This is a genomic window from Pseudomonas sp. FP2294, assembly GCF_030687625.1.
Taxonomy (GTDB): Bacteria; Pseudomonadota; Gammaproteobacteria; order Pseudomonadales; family Pseudomonadaceae; genus Aquipseudomonas; species Aquipseudomonas shahriarae.
Genome location: NZ_CP117441.1, coordinates 4,463,767 through 4,484,750, shown reverse-complemented (window position 1 = coordinate 4,484,750; position 20,984 = coordinate 4,463,767). Strand labels below are relative to the sequence as shown.

Genomic DNA, 20,984 nt, shown 5'->3' with positions numbered 1-20,984 from the left:
CTGCAGCCAGGCCGCAGTGCCTGCATCGCGGGCAAGCCCGCTCCCACAAAGTCGCCGGTCATAAAAAAGGCGACTGCGGCATGGAGCCACAGTCGCCTTTTATCCTTGCGGGGAAGTGCTTACTGCACCTCTACCGCCAGGCTCTCACTGATCTTTTTCTGCCAGATGGCAGGACCGGTGATGTGTACCGACTCGCCCTTGCTGTCGACGGCAACAGTGACCGGCATGTCCTTGACGTCGAACTCGTAGATCGCTTCCATGCCCAGTTCGGCGAAAGCTACCACGCGCGACTTCTTGATGGCTTGCGCCACCAGGTAAGCAGCGCCGCCGACGGCCATCAGGTACACGGCCTTGTGGTCCTTGATCGCTTCGATGGCGGTCGGGCCGCGCTCGGATTTGCCGATCATGCCCAGCAGGCCGGTTTGTTCGAGGATCTGGCGGGTGAACTTGTCCATCCGCGTGGCGGTGGTCGGGCCAGCCGGGCCAACCACTTCTTCGCGCACCGGATCTACCGGGCCGACGTAGTAGATAAAGCGACCCTTGAGGTCCACCGGCAGGGTTTCACCCTTGTTCAGCATCTCGACCATGCGCTTGTGCGCCGCGTCGCGACCGGTGAGCATCTTGCCGTTGAGCAGGACGGTTTCGCCCGGCTTCCAGCTTTGTACGTCTTCCGGGGTCAGGGTGTCGAGGTTGACACGACGGGCCGACGGGCCGGCTTCCCAGACGATTTCCGGGTACGCGTCCAGCGGTGGCGCTTCCAGGGAGGCCGGGCCGGAACCGTCGAGCACGAAGTGCGCGTGACGGGTGGCGGCGCAGTTGGGGATCATGCACACCGGCAACGAGGCGGCGTGGGTCGGGTAGTCCATGATCTTCACGTCGAGCACGGTGGTCAGGCCACCCAGGCCCTGGGCGCCGATCCCCAGTTGGTTGACCTTCTCGAACAGCTCCAGGCGCATCTCTTCGATACGGTTGGACGGGCCGCGCTTTTTCAGCTCGTGGATGTCGATGGATTCCATCAACACCTCCTTGGCCATCACTGCGGCTTTCTCGGCGGTGCCGCCGATGCCGATGCCGAGCATGCCCGGTGGGCACCAGCCGGCGCCCATGGTCGGAACGGTCTTGAGCACCCAGTCGACAATCGAGTCGGACGGGTTGAGCATGGCCATTTTCGACTTGTTCTCGGAACCACCGCCTTTGGCGGCCACGTCCACTTCCACGGTGTTACCCGGGACGATGGAGTAGTGGATCACGGCCGGGGTGTTGTCCTTGGTGTTTTTGCGCGCACCGGCCGGGTCGGCGAGGATCGAGGCGCGCAGGACGTTTTCCGGCAGGTTGTAGGCGCGACGCACGCCTTCGTTGATCATGTCGTCCAGGCCCATGGTGGCGCCATCCCAACGCACATCCATGCCCACGCGTACGAACACGGTGACGATCCCGGTGTCCTGGCAGATCGGGCGGTGGCCGGTGGCACACATGCGCGAGTTGATCAGGATCTGCGCCATGGAGTCACGGGCTGCCGGCGATTCTTCGCGCAGGTAGGCCTCGTGCATCGCCTGGATGAAGTCAACGGGGTGGTAGTAGGAAATGAATTGCAGGGCGTCGGCAACGCTCTGAATCAGGTCGTCTTGCTTGATCACGGTCATGAGTCGCGCTCCTCTATAAGGGAACATTCAATAAAGGTGGCTTCAGATGGGTGCATCGGTCGCTGAAGCCACCTTTTCCAAGGCACGCCGGGTAGTGCTGGCGCGACGCTAAAAAGGCGCGGCAGTATAACCCGGCGCGATGGCCGATACACCCGACGATGGTCAAACGCTGCCGACCACCCTCCTGGAGGAGCCGACGCCTGCAAAAAGCAGTTACAGTGATCGCACATTTTGATGCGAGGCCTTTCATGCCTGAACTGCACGTCGGCGAACGCCGCTGGTCGGTCTCCACCGGCAGCAATCTGCTGGATGCCTTGAACCAGGCCGGTGTGGCTGTGCCCTACAGTTGTCGCGCGGGCAGTTGCCATGCGTGTTTGGTGCGCTGCCAGGGCGAGGTTGACGACAAGCAGCCCGATGCCCTGAACCCGGCACAACGCCAGGACGGTTGGCGTCTGGCCTGCCAGTGCCAGGTCGTGGGCGATGTACAGGTCGAGACCTTTGACCCCTTGCGCGACGGCGCGGCGGCAACGGTGCTGAGCGCCGACTGGCTGAACCCGACAGTGTTGCGCCTGCGCCTGCAAGCGGAACGTGGGTTGCGCTACCGGGCCGGCCAGCACCTGGTGTTGTGGGCGGGCACGGTGGCGCGGCCGTATTCCCTGGCCAGCCTGCCCGAGGAAGATCCGTTCCTGGAGTTCCACCTCGATTGCCGCCTGCCCGGCGAATTCAGCGACCTTGCGCGGCAGTTACAGGCCGGCGATCCATTGCGCCTGGGCGAGTTGCGCGGCGGCGCGTTGCACTACGATCCGGACTGGCAATCCCGGCCGCTGTGGCTGCTGGCATCCGGCACCGGAATGGGCCCGTTGTGGGGCGTGTTGCGTGAGGCGTTGCGCCAGGATCACCAGGGCGCCATTCGCGTGATTCACCTGGCCCATGATGCTGATAGCCATTATCTGGCCGAGCCCCTGAGGCAACTGGCCGCGAGCCATCCCAGCCTCAGTGTGGAGCTGTGGACGGCGGCGCAGTTGACCGAGGCTTTGGCGCAACTGCGGCTTGTTTCCCGGCAAACCCTGGCCTTACTCTGCGGGCACCCCAGCAGTGTCGAGGCCTTTTCCAAGCGCCTGTTCCTGGCTGGCTTGCCGCGCAATCAACTGCTGGCCGATGTGTTCCTGCCCCGTGGTTGAGCGCTGATGTCTATCTGCGAGACTCACCATGACCGACGCCATCCTGCTGCACCGTGACCGTGGGCTGCTGATCCTGCAGCTCAATCGCCCCGACAAGAAAAATGCCCTGACCCGCGCCATGTACAGCCAATTGGCGGCGGCGCTGGAGCAGGCCGATGCCGACACGACGGTCAATGCCGTGCTGATCCAGGGCAGCAGCGACTGCTTTACCGCCGGCAACGACATCGGCGACTTCCTTGAGCAGCCGCCCACAGACCTGGACAGCCCACCCTTTCATTTCATGCAAAGCCTGCTCAACTGCCGTAAACCGGTGATTGCCGGCGTGGCCGGGGCGGCGGTGGGCATTGGCACCACGCTGCTGCTGCATTGCGACCTGGTGTATGTCAGTCGCGATGCCCGGTTGCGCATGCCATTCGTCAACCTGGGGCTGTGCCCTGAGTTTGGCTCCAGCCTGATCCTGCCGCGCTTGCTGGGGCACGCGAAAGCCGCCGAGTTGCTGCTGCTGGGCGAAGGGTTCAGTGGAGAGCAGGCTGCGCAGTGGGGGATCGCCACCGAAGCGTTGGGCAGCGGCGAAGCGGCCCTGGCCAAGGCGCGGGAAGTCGGCGGGCGCTTTGAGACCCTGGCGCCGGGGGCGGTGCAGGTGACCAAGCAATTGATGAAGAGCGTCGACCGCGAGCAATTGCGCCAGGTGATCGAGGAGGAGGGTGCATTGTTTACCCAGCGCTTGAGGTCGCCGGAGGCGATTGCGGCGTTGTCTGGGTTTATTGCCCGGCGCTGAAATCCAAGTGGTTGGACTGGCGTTATCGCGGGCAAGCCCGCTCCCACACTTGAAATGCGCTCCAATGTGGGAGCGGGCTTGCCCGCGATAACGCCAGTCCAGTCACCACAGCAGCGTGACTTGAAATGCAAAAGGCCCTGTCACTCACGTGCCAGGGCCTTTGCTTTTCAGCGGGTCACTCAGACCATTGGATCGCCAACGTGCAGGATCTTCATGCCGTTGGTGCCACCGATGGTGTGGTAGCTGTCGCCCTTGGTCAGGATCACCCAATCGCCTTTCTCGACTACGCCACGCTTGAGCAGTTCGTCGATGGCAGCCTGGCTGACTTGCTCAGGCGGCAGCGACGCCGGGTCGAACGGTACGGTGTAGACGCCACGGAACATGGCCGCACGGGCCTGGGTTTCGCGGTGCGGGGAGAACGCGTAGATCGGGATCGAGGAACGGATACGCGACATGATCAACGGCGTGTAGCCACTTTCGGTCAGGGCGATGATCGCCTTCACACCCGGGAAGTGGTTGGCGGTGTACATGGCGGCCAGGGCGATGCTCTGGTCGCAGCTTTCGAACACTTTGCCGATGCGGTGGCTGGAGGTTTTGCTGGTCGGGTGTTTTTCAGCGCCGACGCAGATACGCGCCATGGCCTGGACTGCTTCCAGCGGGTACGGGCCGGCAGCACTTTCCGCCGAGAGCATCACGGCGTCGGTGTAGTCGAGCACGGCGTTGGCCACGTCGGACACTTCGGCACGGGTCGGCATCGGGTTCTGGATCATCGACTCCATCATCTGGGTCGCGACGATCACCGCTTTATTGTGGCGGCGTGCGTGCAGGATGATTTTCTTCTGGATGCCGATCAGTTCTGCGTCACCGATTTCTACACCGAGGTCGCCACGGGCAACCATCACTGCATCGGACGCCTTGATCAGGCCGTCGAGGGTTTCGTCGTCGGCCACGGCTTCGGCGCGCTCGATCTTCGCCACCAGCCAGGCGGTACCGCCGGCTTCGTCGCGCAGTTGGCGGGCGTACTCCATGTCGGCAGCGTCACGCGGGAAGGATACGGCGAGGTAGTCCACTTCCATTTCGGCGGCGAGCTTGATGTCAGCCTTGTCTTTTTCGGTCAGGGCCGGTGCAGTCAGGCCACCACCGCGACGGTTGATGCCTTTGTGGTCGGACAGCGGGCCGCCGATGATCACGGTGCAGTTGAGCTCGGTGACGGTGGCGGTGTCGACACGCATGACCACGCGGCCATCGTCCAGCAGCAGTTCGTCGCCGACGCCGCAGTCTTTGACCAGGTCCGGGTAGTCGATACCCACGACCTGCTGGTTGCCTTCGGTCAGCGGATGGCTGGTTGAGAAGGTGAATTTGTCACCAATCTTCAGCTCGATGCGCTTGTTGGCGAATTTGGCGATACGGATCTTCGGCCCTTGCAGGTCACCCAGCAGCGCGACGAAGCGGCCATGCTTGGCGGCGAGGTCACGTACCAGCTTGGCGCGAGCCTTGTGCTCGTCCGGGGTGCCGTGGGAGAAGTTCAGACGGGCAACGTCCAGGCCAGCCAGAATCAGCTGTTCGAGGACTTCCGGCGAGTTACTGGCCGGGCCAAGGGTGGCGACGATTTTGGTACGACGGACGGACATGCACGGACTCCTGAGTTCTAGCGCTGGGGAAGGCTACTATGCTCTTTGGCTGTAGTCATTGTTCGTTTGCACTACTTATTGTCGATTCGCTTGTTTTCACGCGATGACGCCAGACGAACAACCTTGAAGATTTTCGCCCAAGGGTCGATACACTGCTCAAGACAGGAGAACACCCATGCGAGTTTTGATCATTGCAGCCCTGGCCGTCAGTGTTGTCGGCTGTACCCGTTGGTCGATGGACCATCATTTGAACAATGCCTACCGGGCCTACAATGTAGGCGACTGCGAACGGGTCACCCTGGAATTGTCCCAGGTCGACCGTCAAAGCCGGTCCCGGCGCTACGTGCAGCCGGAGGTCTCGATGCTGCGTGGGCAGTGCCTGGAACGGCAGAAGTTGTTCGTGGATGCCGTGCAGACCTATCAGTTCATCATCAGCCAATATCCGTCGAGCGAATACGCATTCCGTGCCCGCGCACGCCTGGATACCCTGCAACAACTGGGGCATTACCCCGGTGCAAGCACTGCCCGCGCACGGCCAGCCGCCTTGTGATGACATTTGTAATTTGACAGCTGGCCTCTTGCCGGAGTTGGGCTATTCTTCGAATGTCTGTTTGTACAACTTTCAATCCAAATAGATGTAGCCCCTGATTCGATGGCGTTTAAGCGACAGGGCAAAGGCTGCTGTTGTAGCGAAATCCGGGGGAGAGCGGGGTGCTGCTGGCAGCGCTCCGGTCCGAATCACAGGAACGGCCAGAATCATGGCCATTGGACGGCGATCTCATCATGTTTACCGACCGAAGGATTGAGCGACACCAGTTGCCCTGTTTTTTACAGGTGTTCAACCGCCACACGGATAAACCCATCGGTTACTTGGGTAACATCTCCAGCGAGGGGCTGATGTTGGTCAGCCGATTACCCATGATGGTCAACGCGGATTTTGAGCTGCGCTTGAAGATCCCCGGACCTGAGGGGGATGTGCATGCCATTGACTTCACTGCCACCTGCCTGTGGAGTCGTGAGGATATCAACCCCCAGCATTACGATTCGGGGTTCACCCTGCTGCAGGCCCCCGACGAGTACGGGCAATTGATTGCCGCGCTGTTGCAGTACTTCAGCTTTGATCCCTTGCAGGCTTCGGCCTAGCGTCATGCGCCACTCATAGCACGCCGGCCTTTTTCCAGCCCAGGTAACGGGTTACCAGGTCTGCGCCGAGGTCCGAGGGTAGGGCGTCCAATACCGCCAGGCCCTGCGCCTTCATGCGGTCATGCAATTCTTCCCGGGCATTGAGGTAGTCGACGCTGCCACAGTAGGCCAGCGCTTCCGGCAAGGTTTGCACAGGCGCCTGGTGCACTTGATCCAGCACTTCTTCGCGCAGGCTCGCGACCAATACCCGGTGCTGGCGGCTGATGCGCTTGACGGCGGTCAGCAGATCCTCGTCGTCCTCATCACGCAGGTTGGTCACGACAATCACCAAGGCCCGGCGTTTCTGGCGGGCCAGCAGTTGGTTGGCCGCAGCCTGGTAGTCGGCCGCGCGCCGGGTGGTGTCCAGGTCGTATACCGCGTTGAGCAACTGGTTCAACTGGCCGCTGCCCTTGACGGGTGCCAGGTAGCGCGGCTGGTCGCAGGCGAAGGTGCACAAGCCCACGGCATCGCCCTGGCGCAGGGCCACATAGCTGAGCAGCAGGCACGCGTTGAGAGCGTGGTCGAAATGCGCCAGCTCGTTGTCCTGGCTGCGCATCCGCCGGCCGCAGTCGAGCATGAACACAATCTGCTGGTCGCGCTCATCCTGATATTCCCGGGCAATCGGCGTGCGTTGCCGGGCCGTGGCCTTCCAGTCGATCTGGCGCAGGCTGTCACCCTCGCGAAATTCCCGCAACTGGTGAAACTCCAGGCCCAGGCCGCGACGCTGGCGCTGGCGTACACCCAGTTGGCTGAGCCAGTTGTCTACCGCCAGTAATTGCGCGCCGTACAGTCGGGCAAAATCCGGATAAACCCGGGTGGCGTCCTTGACCGGCACCTGGCGCTTGGCAGTCCACAGCCCCAGGAGGCTGGGGAGGTGCACCTCACAGCGCTCAAAACTGAAATGCCCACGGCTCAAGGGGCGCAGGCGGTAGCCCAGTTCGCTCTGTTCCCCGGGGCGCAGGGTGATGGACTGGGGCAGGTTTTGCACGCTCAAACCATCCGGTACGTGATCAAACACCTCCAGGACCAACGGCTGTGGATAGTCATGTTCCAGGGTGATCCGCACCTCGCTCCAACGCCCCAGCGCCAGGCTGCCCGGCATCTGCCGGCGCAGGCGTGGCGAGGGGCGGCGTTTCAGCCGGCCAGCATCGAGCAAGGCCAGCAAGAGCAGCGCCAGGAGCAGGCCCCAGGCGATGGAATGCAGAGCGGCCGGCACGTTGAGTTGCAGGGCCACGGCCGTCCCGAGGGCGATGTTCAGGCCCAGCAACACGGCAAGCCAGGCCAGCAACAGGCGAGTCGGTCTCATGGGCATGTCACTGGCGTGGTGCCGGCACTTGGTCGAGCAACTGGGTCAGCACCTGATCCACCTCCAGGCCTTCGATATCCAGCTCCGGGGCGATGCGTACCCGATGGCGCAACACTGCCAGCGCACAGCTCTTGATGTCGTCCGGCGTGACGAACTCGCCACCTCGCAGCAGGGCGCGAGCACGGGCACCCCGCACCAGGGCGATGGACGCACGCGGGCCCGCGCCCAGGGCCAGACCGGGCCAGGTGCGGGTGGTACGAGCCAGGCGCACGGCGTAGTCGAGTACCTGTTCATCCAGGGCCAGCTCACTGGCGACCTGCTGCAACAGCAACACGTCAGCGGCTTGCAGCACGGTGCGCAGTGGTTGCACGTCTAGCATGTCGGCGCGCGATGAACGGGTCACTTCACGCACCATATCCACCTCTTGCTGCGCCTCGGGGTAGTCCATGCGCACCTTGAGCATGAACCTGTCGAGTTCGGCCTCCGGTAGTGGATAAGTGCCTTCCTGTTCGATGGGGTTCTGGGTGGCCAGCACCATAAAGGGCTGGCCGATAGGCAGGGCTTCGCCTTCGAGGGTGACCTGGCGTTCCTGCATGGCTTCGAGCAGGGCGGCCTGGGTTTTTGCCGGGGCCCGGTTGATCTCGTCCGCCAGCAGCAAGTGGGTGAACAACGGCCCCTTGCGCAGTTTGAACTGCTCGGTGTGCAGGTCGTACACGGCATGCCCGGTTACATCACTGGGCATCAGGTCCGGGGTGAACTGGATACGCGCGAAGTCGCCGTCAAAGCAGCGGGCCAGGGCCCGTACCAGCAGGGTCTTGCCCAGGCCGGGAACCCCTTCGAGCAACACGTGGCCGCCGGCGATCAATGCGGTCAGCACATCATCAATCACCCCATCCTGGCCAATCACGGCCTTGCGCAACTCGGTGCGCAGCGCCTGGGCCAACTGGGTGGCCCGACCGGTGTCGAGGGTGTTGGGTGAATCCACTGGAGAGTCGCTCATAGGGCATTCCTGAGGGTTTGCAGGCAGGCCACCTGGCGGCTGAAGTCGGCGCTGGAAAGCCGCTTTGCCGGGAGTGGGCCCAGGGCCTGGCTGATAATGGATGGCGGTTGGCGAGTCAGGCGTTCAAGGGCTTGCCATTGCCCGGCAGTGTCCAACTGTTCGAAGCCGGGGTGGCGGCGGCGGGCGGTGCGCAGGATGTCCCGCTGCAGGGCGTGCAACAGGCTGTTTTGCCCACTGCGGCGCAGCAGGAAATCGGCACTGGCATTCAAGTGCTCCAGCAGTTGCCGGCGCGCCTTGGGCGCGGGTGCCTGGATGGGCCCCTGGCGTATGCCGGCGCGCCACAACCCCAGCACAATCAAGGCGGCGAGTGCCAACAGGGCCTGGGGGAAGTAACGCAGCAACAGGCTGAACAGGTTCTCGACATCCGTGTTGGACAGTAGGGTGACATTGCTGCCCTGGGTCAGGTACCAGAGCAGCCAGGCATTATCGTGCAGGCCTATATCCGGGGTTTTCCACAGTTCGCTGTCGGTGATCACTGTCACACGGCCCTGCCCGAGATCGAGTTGCATCAAGTGGCTGGACTTGGCGCTGTTGGCCGAAAACTGGGCCAGGTGCCTGGGGTCGATCAAGGTGAAGTCGGTGTCGAAACTGAAGAAGGCCGGTGCGGTTTCATTATCGACATACAGGCGTGTCAGGTCCGGCTTCTTGCCCTTGCGAGGTGGGACTGGCTGGTCGAAGTCATCGCTGAAGGCCTGGCGCAACTGCAGGCGATCGAGCAGCAGGTCGCCGCTGTCCTGGGTTTCTTCATCCCATATAGCTTCGGCCACCAGCAGCAGGTGGCCGCCGGCCTGGGTCCACTCCAGCAACTGGTCAACCTGGCGCGGGGTCATGTTGCTGCGTTCGCTGAGCAACAACAGGCTGCCGCCCTTGGTGGGCAGGGTAGCCAGGCGTTCCAGGCTGTTGGCGTGCTCAACGGCTATGCCTTGCTGGCGTAGGAAATGCTCCGCCGCCAGGTAGGGATTAGCCTGGGCTTCGGGTGATGGCCCGCGCTCGACCACTTCCTCGTAAGGGATCGCCTTGTGCCAGGCGTAGAAGCCCCCCGCCGTCAGCAGGCAGGCCAGGATCAGCGCGAGCCAGATCAGTGGCCGGTTCATCCCGTGGCCTCGCTGTCGAACAGCGCGCGCCAGTGGGCGCACAGTTGTTGTTGGGCCAGGGCAGGCGGTACGCGATGGCCATAGGCGAGGTTTTGCCAGTGGCGGGTCAGGTCGTCGCTGAATGCCAGTAATTGCGGCTGTTGCAAGTGACGCACGCGCTCCAGGACCTGGCCTTCGGTATCGGCGTTTTTCAGGGGCAGGTTGAAGTCATGCAACAGGCGGCTAAGCAGGCCGCGATAGAGCAGGCCAAGCGCTTCACGGGGCTGCGAGGCCCACAGTTGCTCGGCGGTACCGGCGATGTCATCGGGTAATGTTTCCACGCCCATGTCCAGGCCGAACAGTTGTGACGGCACTGGCTGGTCAACGGTGCGGGGGGCGCGGCGATGGCTGACAAAGGCGTGCAGCCAATCACGATAGCGCCAGGCCACCAAGGCAATGCCGGCGATCAGCAGGCTCCACAACAGCACCTCCATGACCAGGGCCAGAGACTTGAAGGTGTCGCTGTTGAGGTTGTCGAGCAAGGATTTAAGCCAGGCAGGCAACCGGGCATCCCCTGTGGGCTTTGGTTTGTCGATGGTCTTGTCTTCGCCGAAACGGTAGCGGGTCACGGATTCCGGATTCTTGAACGGGGGCTCTTCCAGCAGGCGCTTGATCGCCTGGCTGGCGGCTGGCGTACTCAAGGGTTGTGCAGCCACGGGTTGATCGGCCATGGCCTGGGGTGTTGGCGGGAGCAGCAGCAGGCCGACAGCCAGCAGCAGGACGGCCACCGTTGACCCCAGGCGCTGGCGCAGACGGCGGAACACCAACTCCAGGTCCCAGGCTTCGAGCACGGTACGCCGGTTCAGGTAGAGGCTGAACCCGCAGGCCACATAGATCGGCTCCCAGAGCACCAGGACCAGGGCGTACAAGGCATTGGTCAGGTGTTCCAGCCAGAGCCAGTCCTGGCTGCTGGCCAGCGCCAGTTGTTGCCAGTCCCAGTCGAGCTCTACCTGTTGTGGCAGGAACAGGTAGAACAGCGCCATCAAGCCAATCCACAGTGCTGTTTCCAGGTGAATACCGATCAGCGTCAGCCAGCGCGCTGCACCGGCATTGCGCTGTTGCAGCACCCCCAGCCGTTGTTGGCGGGCCAGGCCGCCGAGGCCTTCGAGTTGCACCACGGGCATGACGAAGCTGCGACTGAGGCTCAAGCGTCTCCAGGTCAGGCTGGCCAGCAGTTGACCTTTGAGCAGGCGGGGCCATTGGCGCAGCGCCTGCTTGAGGGTAGGCGTTTCGCCAAACAGTGCTGTGGACAGGATATACAGCGGCAGGCGCTCAAAGGCCGGTTTCAACCACCAGAACACCAGTACAGCAACAGATGGGTAGTCCCACAGCGCAAGGCTGATCAGGATAAAGATCGGCAGGCTGACCAAGGCCCAACTGCTCATCAAGAGCACGCGGTGCTTGCGGGCCAGCAATACCCCCAGGTCCATGGCTTCCCACGTAGTGCGGGGGCGGATTACCACGCTGGCGTCACTCAGGCGCATGACGACCCCTGCCGGCAAACAGCAGATAGGCGAGCACCATCGCCCAGAGCGCGGCGCCCACCAGGTACTTGCCCCAAGGTTCCACGGCGGTGGTGGAGGACCAATAGGCCTCTATAAAGGCCGCGATCAGCAGGAATAAAATCACGCCGCAGATCATTTTCACGCTTTTGCGGGCTGCCAGGCGCAGTGCTTCACCCCGGGGCAATGCTCCCGGCGCGATCAAGGCCCAGCCCAGTTGCAGGCCGGCCGCGCCGGCCAGGGCGATGGCCGTCAGTTCAAAGGCGCCGTGACCGATGACAAAGGACCAGAAGGTCTGCCCATAGCCGATTTCGGTCAGGTGACCGGCGATGGCGCCGATCATCAGGCCATTGAAAAACAGGAAAAACACGCTGCCCAGGCCAAACAGCAGGCCGCCGGCAAAGGTCTGGAACGCGATGCCGATGTTATGCATGACGTAGTAGCCGAACATCATCCAGTCTTCGCTCGACGCCCGTGCGGCTGCGCGGCCCAGGCGACTGGCATCGGGGTCGTACATCTCCTGCATCTCGGACACTTGCGGGGCACTGACGATGGTGTAGATCAGTTCGGGGAACAGGTAGACCAGCAGCGCAATGCCGATCAGGCTGCCAAAGAACAGCAGGCTGGCGACCAGCACGAAGCGCCATTGCTCGCGAACCGTGCGGGGGAAATCCGCCAGCAGGAAGCCCAGCACCTTGGCCCCGAGCTGGCTGCGATGGCGATACAACTGTTGATGGCCGCGCAAGGCCAACTGTTGCAGCGGGTCTATCAGGTAGCTGCTATAGCCCCGCTCCTGCGCCAGTGCCAGATGTTGGCACAGGCGTCGGTAATCTTGAGGGAAACGCGTCAGGTCCTCGGCCTTTGCCTTGCCTTGTTCAAGCAGGGCCAACTGGCTGGCAAATGCCTGCCAGTGCGGCTGGTGACGGGTTTCGAACAGGCTTTGCTTCATGTCGGCCCCAACAGGCCGCGGGCCACGCCATTGAGCTGTTCCACGGCGCGCGCGGGGGAGACCTGCAGGGGCGTGGCCAGAATCGCCGCCAGCTCGTGGGTCCGTTCGGCGGACAGCTCACCCTGGCGCTCGGCAAAACCCAGGATCGCACGTTGCTCGTCCAGCTCGAGGGCAAAGGGCAGGCGCAATGCCGGGGCCTGGGGCAGGAGGGGGCGGGCCAGGGGCTGTTCGCGATAGATCACCAGGGTACCGGCCGCAATGTCGCCCAGGCGTTTGAAGTGGGGATGTTGCAGGCAACTGATGGCCCCGAGGAAATAGCCGAACGGCAACATATCGACAAACCGCAGCAGGTTGCGGATCAGGGATGCGGACCAGCCAATGGGCGTGCCGTCATCCTGTACCACGCGCAGGCCCATGATCTGTTTGCCCGGTGAACTGCCCTGGTTGAGCACTTCGAACAGCACCATGTACCACCAACTGACGAGGAACAGCAGGATCGAGCCCAGGCCGATGCCCAGGTTGCCGAGAAACGCCAGGGCGATGAACAGGACACCGAGGATCAGGCCGCGCAGGCCCAGGTCGAAGCCGAATGCCAGTGCCCGGGGCATCAGCCCGGCGGGGCGCAAGGGCAGGTCGATGCCTTCCGGGGTCTCGATCTGATAGCGGGTGTCCAATGGTGCGGTGGGCATTGCATTCCCTGGCAGTGCGGTGTGGCTGGGCATGGGCAACCTCGTCGGGCAGCCGGCAATTCGAGAGGCCGATGCTAGCAGTGTCGCGGACGGAAGTAACACCTGAAAATGCGCCAAGGTTTCACTGAATGTTTATCCAGTGCACACGGCGCTGGCCCCGGGCGGCGTCCAGCGCCTAGACTTTGTCGGTCTTCAGCACAGGAATAGCCCGTGACCTCGATCTTCTGGTACGACTATGAAACCACCGGCATCAACCCGCGCAGCGACCGTGCGCTGCAGGTTGCCGGGATTCGCACCGACCATGACCTCAATGAGGTCGGGCCGCCGGTCAATCTCTATTGCCAGCCCAGCGACGATATCCTGCCGCACCCGGCCGCGTGCATGATCACGGGCATTACCCCCGGCCAACTGGCGGAAAAGGGTCTGGCCGAAGCCGACTTCATGACGCGGGTGCATGCCGAGCTGGCCGCCCCCGGCACCTGTGGTGCGGGTTACAACACCCTGCGTTTCGATGACGAAATGACCCGCTACAGTTTGTATCGCAATTTTTTCGACCCTTACGCACGGGAATGGCAGAGCGGGAACAGCCGCTGGGACTTGATCGACGTGATGCGCACGGCCTATGCCCTGCGTCCCGACGGCATTGTCTGGCCCGAGCAGGACGGACGCGTGACCCTCAAGCTGGAGCGCCTGACGGCGGCCAATGGAATTGACCATGGCCAGGCTCACGAGGCTTTGGCTGACGTGCGGGCCACCATCGCCCTGGCGCGGTTGGTCCGGGAAAAACAACCCAAGTTGTACGATTGGTTGTTTCAACTGCGCAGCAAGCAGCGGGTCATGGATCAAATCCGCCTGTTGCAGCCCATGGTGCATATTTCCGGGCGCTTTTCCGCTGAGCGCCATTACCTGGGGGTGGTCCTGCCCCTGGCGTGGCATCCGCGCAATCGCAACGCGTTGATTGTCTGCGACCTGGGGCTCGACCCACAGGCGCTGCTGGACCTGGATGCCGAAACCCTGCGCCAGCGCTTGTATACCCGGCGCGATCAATTGGCCGAGGGTGAGTTGCCGGTCCCGCTCAAACTTGTTCACATCAATCGTTGTCCGGTCGTCGCGCCGCTGAATGTGTTGCGGGCGCAAGACCAGCAGCGATTGAACCTGGACATGCGTGAATATCAGGCCCGGGCACTGCGGCTAACTGACGCACAGGAACTTTGGCGGGATAAATTGCCGGCGATTTATGCCGAGGACGATTTCGCCGCAAGCGCCGACCCGGAGCAACAGCTCTACGATGGTTTTATTGGTGATCGGGATCGACGTTTATGTGAGCAAGTCCGCACTGCTGAACCCGAGCAACTAGCACGCCAGCAGTGGCCTTTTGATGATCATCGTTTGCCGGAATTATTATTTCGCTATCGTGCCCGCAACTTTGCGCACACCTTGGACAGTGAAGAGCAACAACGCTGGAAACTCTTCTGTCAGCAACGCTTGTCAGATGCGGATTACGGCGCGCCAAATACCCTTGAGAGTTTCAATAAGGCCAGGCTTGAATTGGACGCTAGTGCTACATCGTTTCAGCGTCAGGTGCTGGATGAGTGGCAGGAATATGCTGACGCTTTAAGCCAGCGCCTGGACCTGTAATCGGCGTTCGATAAAAAGTAGGCAATAAAAAACGCCAGCGAACTGGCGTTTTTTATTGTGTCGCGAATCAGGTGACGATCTGGCGAACCTTAGTCCAGCAGGGTAGCCCAGCCTTCAACCACGTCACCGCCCCACTTGGCTTTCCACTCTTTCAGAGTCTTGTGGTTGCCACCTTTGGTTTCAATCACTTCGCCGTTGTGCGGGTTTTTGTATTGCTTGACCTTGCGCGCGCGCTTGGTACCGGTAACTTTCACGGCGGCGCGTGGTGCTTTAACTTTCGATTCCGGATCCAGCAGCGCGATGATGTCACGCAGGGATTTGGAGTATTCACCCATCAGGGTGCGCAATTTGCCTTCGAATTCCAGCTCGGTTTGCAGTTTGTCGTCTTGGGACAGATTCTTCAAACGTTCTTGCAGCTCTTTGATAGCGGATTCGGTGGCACGGTATTCGTTGATCAGGGACATGAGGACTACCTTATACGGGACGCTGAGGGACAGGGATAGTGGCCTAATAATAGTCAGACAGTTTGCCCAAGTAAACATTTAAGCTCGGTTTTATGTGATTTACTTTGGTTGTTTGTAGCGAAAGGCTCGGAGTGCATTATTTAGTGCGTCCAGCCGGCTAAAGATAATCTCATTAGATCTCGGCTAATTGCGGTAACAGATGCTTGTACTGACATAGTGCCCAGGTAAAAACCATACGCTGTTTAGGGCCGCCGCAAGGAATCGCGCGAATAAGCGCTGAGGAGTACTGCAGTTTTTCTACGGTGTCGCTAGAATGGCGGCCTTTGCGAAGTTCTGGAGTTTGCCCCTAATGCGCACTTTTCGTCTGGTGATTGCTTGCCCGGATCGGGTTGGTATCGTCGCTAAAGTCAGTAACTTTCTGGCCTCCCACAATGGCTGGATCACCGAAGCGAGTCATCACTCGGACAATCTCAGTGGTTGGTTTTTCATGCGCCACGAAATTCGCGCGGACACCCTGCCGTTTGGCCTTGAAGCGTTTCGCGAGGCGTTTGCGCCCATCGCCGAAGAGTTTTCGATGACCTGGCGTATTACCGACACCGAGCAGAAAAAACGCGTGGTGCTGATGGCCAGCCGCGAATCCCACTGTCTGGCGGACTTGCTGCACCGCTGGCACAGCGATGAGCTGGATTGTGAGATCGCCTGTGTGATTTCCAACCACGGCGACCTGCGCAGCATGGTGGAGTGGCATGGCATTCCGTACTACCACGTCCCGGTCGACTCGCAGAACAAACAGCCGGCCTTCACCGAAGTCTCGCGTCTGGTCGAGCAGCATCAAGCGGACGTTGTAGTCCTGGCGCGCTATATGCAAATCCTGCCGCCGGAACTGTGCCGCGAATACGCAGGCAAGGTAATCAACATTCACCACAGCTTCCTGCCGTCCTTTGTCGGGGCCAAGCCGTATCACCAGGCGTCGCTGCGTGGCGTGAAGCTGATTGGTGCAACCTGCCACTACGTCACCGAAGAGCTGGACGCAGGTCCCATCATCGAGCAGGACGTGGTCCGCGTCAGCCACAGCGACAGCATTGAAGACATGGTGCGTTTCGGCCGCGACGTCGAGAAGATGGTCCTGGCCCGTGGCCTGCGCTATCACCTGGAAGACCGCGTGCTGGTGCACGGCAACAAGACCGTGGTGTTCTGATCGACTGTTTTGGGTTGAAGCAAAAAGGGCCTGGGCGTTAAATCACCCAGGCCCTTTTTATTAGTGTCAGTTGCGAGGATCGAACCATGAATGATCCCCTGGATAAAGCCACGTCCAAGGCGCCCGCCACCTTGGGGGAGGGCTGTTTGAGCCGCTATGACCCGGATGCCCTGGATGCCGAGGACGGCACGGATTTCCCCGATGCCGCCCGGTTGTGGGAGCAGTTGCAGGAAGAGTCAGGGCCGCACGACAAGCCCGGCCCTGACAAAAACAACGCTGGCTGAATGTAGGCGCTGCTGTGTTGAGGTCTAGATGCGGAAGCTCCCCACCAATTGTTTCAAGCGCGCCGCTTGCTGCTCCAGATCGGAGCAGGCGCGCAAGGTGGACTGCAGGTTTTCCACACCCTCCTGATTGAGCGTGTTGATCTCGGTGATGTCGATATTGATCGACTCCACCACCGAGGTCTGCTCTTCCGTCGCGGTAGCCACTGATTGGTTCATGCCGTCGATTTCACCGATGCGCTGGGTCACGCTGCTCAGGCGCTCGCCTGCCAGGTTGGCGATTTCCACGCTTTCGAGGCTGTGGCGCTGGCTTTCGCTCATGGTGCTGACCGAATCCCGGGCGCCGACCTGCAGCTCCTCGATCATCTTTTGCACCTGTTGCGCCGATTCCTGCGTGCGGTGGGCCAGGTTGCGCACCTCGTCGGCCACCACCGCAAACCCGCGTCCGGCTTCCCCGGCTCGCGCAGCTTCAATGGCTGCGTTGAGTGCCAGGAGGTTGGTTTGCTGGGAAATACTGGTGATCACTTCGAGGATCTGGCCGATATTCACGGTCTTGCTGTTAAGTGCCTCGATATTGCTGCTGGAGGCACTGATCATCTCGGACAGTTGCGTCATGGCCTTGATATTGCGCTCCACCACTTGCTGGCCATCTTCGGCCAGATGGCGTGCGTCGCTGGCCTGGTTCGAGGCCTGGGCGGCGTTGCGGGCAATTTCCTGGGCAGCGGCACCCAACTGGTTGATCGCTGCCGCGACACTGTTGGTGCGGTTGGCCTGTTCGTCGGAGTTGACCATCGACGAGTTGGAGGCGCTTACCACGCGCAGGGCCACTTCATTGACCTGGCCGGTGGCGGAGGACACTTCGCGAATCGAAGTATGAATCCGCTCCACAAAGCGGTTGAAGGCTTTGCCCAGAATGCCGAATTCGTCGTGGTTCTGGATCGTCAGGCGGCGCGTCAGGTCACCTTCGCCATCGGCGATGTCTTCCATGGCCCGGGTCATGACATGCAGCGGTTGCATCAGCACGCGGATCAGCATGCCCAGCAGCGCGATGATGATTGCCACGGCAATCACCGTGGCAATAATGGCCGAGGTGCGGAATTCGCTGAGCATTGCGAAGGATTTGTCTTTATCTACCGACAGACCGATATACCAGTTCACTGACGGCAAACCCTTGATCGGGGCGAAAGTGACGATACGGGTTTTGCCCTCGACCTCGATTTCGCTGAAGTCGGCACTGATCTTGACGGTCTGGTTCGGGTACGCCTCGCCCAGGGTCTTCATCACCAGGTTTTTTTCCGGGTGCACCAGGATCTTGCCGTCGGCACTGACCAGGAACGCGTAGCCCATGCCGCCGAAGTCCAGCGCGCCGATATTGTCCACCAGGGTTTGCAGGCTCAGGTCACCGCCGACCACGCCGACGCTTTGCCCGGCCTTGCTGCTGGGGGTGGCGATGGAAATGATCAACTGGCCGGTGGCGGCGTCGATATAGGGCTCGGTCAGGGTCGAGCCATTGCTGCTCTGGGCACCCTTGTACCAGGGGCGCACGCGTGGATCGAAGCCGTCGGGCATCTTGGCATCGGGGCGAATGGTGAAGCCGCCTTTGCTATCGCCCAGATAGGTTGCCATGAACGAAGATGTCAGGGCTTTCTGCTCTAGCAGGCTGGCGATGACGCTCGGCTCGGGGTTGATGGCGATGTTCTGGGCGGCGTTTTCCACCAGCACAATACGTCCGGCCAACCAGCTCTGGATATTGCTGGCGGTGACATCCCCCATTTCGTGTAGGTAGCTGTCGAGGTCATTGCGAATCGCGTTGCGTTGCAGGTAGTCGTTGTACAGCGTAAACAACGCAAATGCGGCAATGACGATAAGGGCGGCTGCAAGCAGGATTTTGTGGCTGAAGCGCAGATTTTTATTCATGGCTCGTCGTGTCCGCTAGTGTCTTAATGTCCAAGGCGCGTCTTTTATGGCAACGCATAAATGACAGCGTTAAATAAAGTGTGATATTTCCATTTGCTCCTGCAGGAATTATCTGACCTAACTTTTTTAGGCTTTTTGGGTCTCTCGCTTTATCTGTATCGACCGTGCAGGGCTAAAGATTAATCATGGGTGACAAAATGCCAGACTCCTCGCAACTTCTTATTGGTGCAGACCTCGAAGGCCAAGTCATCGCCCAGGCCATGCGCCTGGGTAACCGCCATGGCCTGATAGCCGGCGCTACCGGCACCGGCAAGACCGTGACGTTGCAGCGGCTGGCAGAGGCGTTCAGTGATGCTGGCGTGGCGGTGTTCGCTGCAGATATCAAGGGTGACCTGTGTGGCCTTGGCGCTGCAGGCAATCCCCAGGGCAAGGTGGCCGAGCGGATCGCCGGCATGCCGTTCCTGAATTACGCGCCTAAGGCATATCCGGTAACGCTGTGGGATATCCACGGTCAGTCCGGTCACCCACTTCGTACAACCTTGAGTGAAATGGGCCCACTGTTGCTGGGCAGTCTGCTGGAGCTGACCGACAGCCAGCAGTCGACCTTATATGCAGCGTTTAAAGTGGCCGATCGCGAGGGCTTGTTGCTCTTGGATCTCAAGGACCTCAAGGCCCTGCTCAATCACCTCAAGTTCCACCCCGAATTGCTCGGCGATGATGCGGCCCTGATGACCACGGGCTCCAGCCAGGCTTTGCTGCGGCGCCTGGCCGTGCTGGAACAGCAGGGCGCCGAAGCTCTGTTCGGCGAGCCGGCGCTGCAACTGGAAGATATTCTGCAACCGGCCAGCGATGGGCGAGGGCGTATTCATTTGCTGGATGCCAGCCGCCTGGTGCACGAGTCACCCAAGGTCTATGCGACCTTCCTGCTGTGGTTGCTGGCGGAGCTGTTCGAGCAGTTGCCGGAACGCGGAGATGCCGACAAGCCGCTGCTGGCACTGTTCTTCGACGAAGCGCATTTGCTGTTTGCCGATACGCCCAAGGCCTTGCAGGATCGCCTGGAGCAAGTGGTGCGGTTGATTCGCTCCAAAGGTGTGGGGGTGTATTTTGTCACCCAGTCGCCGGGCGACTTGCCGGATAGCGTACTGGCGCAACTGGGTTTGCGGATCCAGCATGGCCTGCGGGCGTTCACCACCAAGGAGCAAAAATCCCTGCGGGCGGTGGCCGATGGTTTCCGGCCAAATCCTGCATTTGATGCGCTGGCGGTATTGACCGAGCTGGGCACGGGTGAGGCGCTGGTGGGTACGCTGCAGGAAAAAGGCACCCCCGAGGTGGTCCAGCGGGTGCTGGTCTCGCCGCCGCAGTCGCGGATCGGGCCGTTGACTGCCGCCGAGCGGGCAGGGTTGATTGCCGGCTCGCCCCTACAGGGGCGCTATGACAAGCCGATTGATCGTGAATCCGCCTATGAAGTGCTGATGGCACGCAAGGAGCTGGGGCCCGAGGCGAGTGCTGCGCCTGCCGCTGAAGAACCGAGCTTCACCGACAAGGCCGGGGCGTTTCTTGGCACGACTGCGGGCAAGGCCCTGAAATCGGCGATGCAGCAGGCGGCCAACCAGATGGGCCGCCAGTTGGTGCGCGGGCTGTTGGGGTCTTTGCTTGGCGGTAGCAAGCGCAAGTAGCCATCCAGGTCTATGCAACCCAATGGGGGAGCGGGCTTGCCCGCGATTGCGCTGTATCAGTCGATACATGTGCCGACTGGCACACCGAACTCGCGGCTGCCCGCTCTCAGGTCTTGGGCTTGGCGTGACTGGCCAGGCGCTCCAGCGCTGCGCGCAACTTCGGATCTGTAATCCCGTCTGCCGTCGCCTGGATGGTTTCGGCGGCATTCACCGACAAATCCATGGTATGCCCCACCGCACCTTGCTGCACGGTCGGTGGCTGGACCTTGAACTGGATGCGCTGCAGGCTCTCAAATACCTCAAATGCCTGTAGCTGGCGCTGCAAGCGTTTTTGTTGGTAGCGCAGGCGGGTTGCCCAATGCCCATCGGTGACGATCAGCAGCAGCGTACCTTCACGCCACGACGCCACATGACAGTGCTCGCGGGCTGCAGGTTGCAGTTGGCTTTCCAGGAGGCGTTGCAGATGGCCCAGGCGTTGCGCATGGCCAAAGATGGCTTTTAAAGGCTTGGCTTCGCGCAGCAACACGGCGGGAGCACGGGCCGTAAGAGGGCGAAATGCCATGATCTAGACACCTTAGGTAACAGAGCCGCCATGGTAGCAGAAAGCGTGTGCGGCACCGTGGTCATTGCTTTGTCAGCAGTTTATCCATTAAATCAATAAGTAACTTCTCACTCGAATGGGTTGAAGTTCAGCAAAAAGCCCCTATTTTAAACAAGCCCTCTGGGAACGCTGTGCCTGCATCGTGGAACAACGCC

The 20,984-nt window shown here is 61.2% G+C and carries 19 protein-coding genes and 1 pseudogene; 8 read left to right on the top strand and 12 right to left on the bottom strand.

Annotated elements, in window-relative coordinates; translation table 11 throughout:
• Positions 1-119: 119 nt before the first annotated feature.
• Positions 120-1,643 (bottom strand): fumarate hydratase, encoded by a 1,524-nt coding sequence (locus tag PSH73_RS20100; protein WP_057960547.1) that lies wholly within the window; start codon positions 1,641-1,643, stop codon positions 120-122.
• Between the two features lie 248 nt (positions 1,644-1,891).
• Here PSH73_RS20100 and PSH73_RS20095 point away from each other — a divergent pair, with 248 nt between their 5' ends.
• The gene (locus PSH73_RS20095) at positions 1,892-2,824 is read left to right on the top strand and encodes an iron-sulfur-binding ferredoxin reductase (protein WP_120734030.1); all 933 of its coding nucleotides are present in this window, start codon (positions 1,892-1,894) and stop codon (positions 2,822-2,824) included.
• A 28-nt stretch (positions 2,825-2,852) separates the two neighbouring features.
• Complete coding sequence (locus tag PSH73_RS20090; RefSeq protein WP_057960545.1) at positions 2,853-3,602, top strand: enoyl-CoA hydratase; 750 nt, start codon at positions 2,853-2,855, stop codon at positions 3,600-3,602.
• 179 nt (positions 3,603-3,781) lie between these two features.
• On the opposite strand, the gene pyk is transcribed toward PSH73_RS20090, so the two are convergent.
• Positions 3,782-5,233 (bottom strand): pyruvate kinase, encoded by a 1,452-nt coding sequence (gene pyk, locus PSH73_RS20085; protein WP_029295454.1) that lies wholly within the window; start codon positions 5,231-5,233, stop codon positions 3,782-3,784.
• Positions 5,234-5,408: 175 nt separating this feature from the next.
• Here pyk and PSH73_RS20080 point away from each other — a divergent pair, with 175 nt between their 5' ends.
• Positions 5,409-5,783, top strand: a complete 375-nt coding sequence (locus PSH73_RS20080; protein ID WP_057440129.1) for a hypothetical protein — start codon at positions 5,409-5,411, stop codon at positions 5,781-5,783.
• Positions 5,784-6,016: 233 nt separating this feature from the next.
• Positions 6,017-6,376, top strand: a complete 360-nt coding sequence (locus PSH73_RS20075) for a PilZ domain-containing protein (RefSeq protein ID WP_057960549.1) — start codon at positions 6,017-6,019, stop codon at positions 6,374-6,376.
• A 13-nt stretch (positions 6,377-6,389) separates the two neighbouring features.
• Here PSH73_RS20075 and PSH73_RS20070 read toward each other — a convergent pair whose 3' ends face one another.
• From PSH73_RS20070 to PSH73_RS20045, 6 genes are read right to left on the bottom strand one after another with little or no spacing between them, the layout of a single operon-like run.
• Positions 6,390-7,721, bottom strand: a complete 1,332-nt coding sequence (locus tag PSH73_RS20070) for a DUF58 domain-containing protein (protein ID WP_305461244.1) — start codon at positions 7,719-7,721, stop codon at positions 6,390-6,392.
• Positions 7,722-7,728: 7 nt separating this feature from the next.
• On the bottom strand, positions 7,729-8,721 hold the full coding sequence (locus PSH73_RS20065) for a MoxR family ATPase (protein ID WP_115128840.1): 993 nt from the start codon (positions 8,719-8,721) through the stop codon (positions 7,729-7,731).
• On the bottom strand, positions 8,718-9,875 hold the full coding sequence (locus PSH73_RS20060) for a DUF4350 domain-containing protein (protein ID WP_198799671.1): 1,158 nt from the start codon (positions 9,873-9,875) through the stop codon (positions 8,718-8,720). The genes PSH73_RS20065 and PSH73_RS20060 overlap by 4 nt, the downstream gene beginning before the upstream one ends.
• A complete protein-coding gene (locus PSH73_RS20055) occupies positions 9,872-11,398 on the bottom strand; it encodes a DUF4129 domain-containing protein (RefSeq protein ID WP_057960541.1) in 1,527 nt (508 codons plus the stop codon). Before PSH73_RS20055 ends, PSH73_RS20060 begins: the two co-directional genes overlap by 4 nt.
• Entirely contained in the window at positions 11,385-12,365 is a 981-nt protein-coding gene (locus PSH73_RS20050; protein ID WP_057960548.1) for a stage II sporulation protein M, read from the bottom strand. Before PSH73_RS20050 ends, PSH73_RS20055 begins: the two co-directional genes overlap by 14 nt.
• Positions 12,362-13,054 carry an RDD family protein gene (locus PSH73_RS20045; protein ID WP_057960540.1) on the bottom strand — a complete coding sequence of 231 codons (693 nt, stop codon included), beginning with the start codon at positions 13,052-13,054 and terminating at the stop codon, positions 12,362-12,364. The genes PSH73_RS20050 and PSH73_RS20045 overlap by 4 nt, the downstream gene beginning before the upstream one ends.
• A 210-nt stretch (positions 13,055-13,264) precedes the next feature.
• Between PSH73_RS20045 and sbcB the strand changes: the two genes are divergently transcribed.
• The gene (gene sbcB, locus PSH73_RS20040; RefSeq protein ID WP_120734022.1) at positions 13,265-14,692 is read left to right on the top strand and encodes an exodeoxyribonuclease I; all 1,428 of its coding nucleotides are present in this window, start codon (positions 13,265-13,267) and stop codon (positions 14,690-14,692) included.
• Positions 14,693-14,781: 89 nt separating this feature from the next.
• Here the strand turns inward: sbcB and mvaT are convergent, their stop codons facing one another.
• Positions 14,782-15,156, bottom strand: coding sequence for a histone-like nucleoid-structuring protein MvaT (gene mvaT / locus PSH73_RS20035; protein WP_057440135.1), 375 nt, complete (start codon positions 15,154-15,156; stop codon positions 14,782-14,784).
• 349 nt (positions 15,157-15,505) lie between these two features.
• On the opposite strand from mvaT, the gene purU reads away from it, so the two are divergent.
• Positions 15,506-16,354, top strand: a complete 849-nt coding sequence (purU, locus tag PSH73_RS20030) for a formyltetrahydrofolate deformylase (RefSeq protein WP_305461242.1) — start codon at positions 15,506-15,508, stop codon at positions 16,352-16,354.
• An 86-nt stretch (positions 16,355-16,440) separates the two neighbouring features.
• Positions 16,441-16,638: a hypothetical protein gene (locus PSH73_RS20025; protein WP_057960537.1), complete on the top strand. Its 198-nt coding sequence runs from the start codon at positions 16,441-16,443 to the stop codon at positions 16,636-16,638.
• 24 nt (positions 16,639-16,662) lie between these two features.
• On the opposite strand, the gene PSH73_RS27105 is transcribed toward PSH73_RS20025, so the two are convergent.
• Positions 16,663-17,427, bottom strand: coding sequence for a methyl-accepting chemotaxis protein (locus PSH73_RS27105; RefSeq protein ID WP_370694606.1), 765 nt, complete (start codon positions 17,425-17,427; stop codon positions 16,663-16,665).
• 141 nt (positions 17,428-17,568) lie between these two features.
• Positions 17,569-18,408 (bottom strand): annotated as a pseudogene (locus PSH73_RS27100) (cache domain-containing protein); the annotation flags it as partial.
• A 341-nt stretch (positions 18,409-18,749) separates the two neighbouring features.
• On the opposite strand from PSH73_RS27100, the gene PSH73_RS20015 reads away from it, so the two are divergent.
• The gene (locus PSH73_RS20015) at positions 18,750-20,228 is read left to right on the top strand and encodes a helicase HerA-like domain-containing protein (protein ID WP_057960538.1); all 1,479 of its coding nucleotides are present in this window, start codon (positions 18,750-18,752) and stop codon (positions 20,226-20,228) included.
• A 106-nt stretch (positions 20,229-20,334) separates the two neighbouring features.
• On the opposite strand, the gene PSH73_RS20010 is transcribed toward PSH73_RS20015, so the two are convergent.
• Positions 20,335-20,790: a DUF721 domain-containing protein gene (locus PSH73_RS20010; protein ID WP_057440138.1), complete on the bottom strand. Its 456-nt coding sequence runs from the start codon at positions 20,788-20,790 to the stop codon at positions 20,335-20,337.
• Positions 20,791-20,984: the final 194 nt, after the last annotated feature.

Excerpts from the sequence above, each read along its gene's own strand:
- PSH73_RS20100 (WP_057960547.1), bottom strand. The coding sequence starts at position 1,643 with ATGACCGTGATCAAGCAAGACGACCTGATTCAGAGCGTTGCCGACGCC.
- PSH73_RS20095 (WP_120734030.1), top strand. The coding sequence starts at position 1,892 with ATGCCTGAACTGCACGTCGGCGAACGCCGCTGGTCGGTCTCCACCGGC.
- PSH73_RS20090 (WP_057960545.1), top strand. The coding sequence starts at position 2,853 with ATGACCGACGCCATCCTGCTGCACCGTGACCGTGGGCTGCTGATCCTG.
- pyk (WP_029295454.1), bottom strand. The coding sequence starts at position 5,233 with ATGTCCGTCCGTCGTACCAAAATCGTCGCCACCCTTGGCCCGGCCAGT.
- PSH73_RS20080 (WP_057440129.1), top strand. The coding sequence starts at position 5,409 with ATGCGAGTTTTGATCATTGCAGCCCTGGCCGTCAGTGTTGTCGGCTGT.
- PSH73_RS20075 (WP_057960549.1), top strand. The coding sequence starts at position 6,017 with ATGTTTACCGACCGAAGGATTGAGCGACACCAGTTGCCCTGTTTTTTA.
- PSH73_RS20070 (WP_305461244.1), bottom strand. The coding sequence starts at position 7,721 with ATGAGACCGACTCGCCTGTTGCTGGCCTGGCTTGCCGTGTTGCTGGGC.
- PSH73_RS20065 (WP_115128840.1), bottom strand. The coding sequence starts at position 8,721 with ATGAGCGACTCTCCAGTGGATTCACCCAACACCCTCGACACCGGTCGG.
- PSH73_RS20060 (WP_198799671.1), bottom strand. The coding sequence starts at position 9,875 with ATGAACCGGCCACTGATCTGGCTCGCGCTGATCCTGGCCTGCCTGCTG.
- PSH73_RS20055 (WP_057960541.1), bottom strand. The coding sequence starts at position 11,398 with ATGCGCCTGAGTGACGCCAGCGTGGTAATCCGCCCCCGCACTACGTGG.
- PSH73_RS20050 (WP_057960548.1), bottom strand. The coding sequence starts at position 12,365 with ATGAAGCAAAGCCTGTTCGAAACCCGTCACCAGCCGCACTGGCAGGCA.
- PSH73_RS20045 (WP_057960540.1), bottom strand. The coding sequence starts at position 13,054 with ATGCCCACCGCACCATTGGACACCCGCTATCAGATCGAGACCCCGGAA.
- mvaT (WP_057440135.1), bottom strand. The coding sequence starts at position 15,156 with ATGTCCCTGATCAACGAATACCGTGCCACCGAATCCGCTATCAAAGAG.
- purU (WP_305461242.1), top strand. The coding sequence starts at position 15,506 with ATGCGCACTTTTCGTCTGGTGATTGCTTGCCCGGATCGGGTTGGTATC.
- PSH73_RS20025 (WP_057960537.1), top strand. The coding sequence starts at position 16,441 with ATGAATGATCCCCTGGATAAAGCCACGTCCAAGGCGCCCGCCACCTTG.
- PSH73_RS27105 (WP_370694606.1), bottom strand. The coding sequence starts at position 17,427 with ATGGTCAACTCCGACGAACAGGCCAACCGCACCAACAGTGTCGCGGCA.
- PSH73_RS20015 (WP_057960538.1), top strand. The coding sequence starts at position 18,750 with ATGCCAGACTCCTCGCAACTTCTTATTGGTGCAGACCTCGAAGGCCAA.
- PSH73_RS20010 (WP_057440138.1), bottom strand. The coding sequence starts at position 20,790 with ATGGCATTTCGCCCTCTTACGGCCCGTGCTCCCGCCGTGTTGCTGCGC.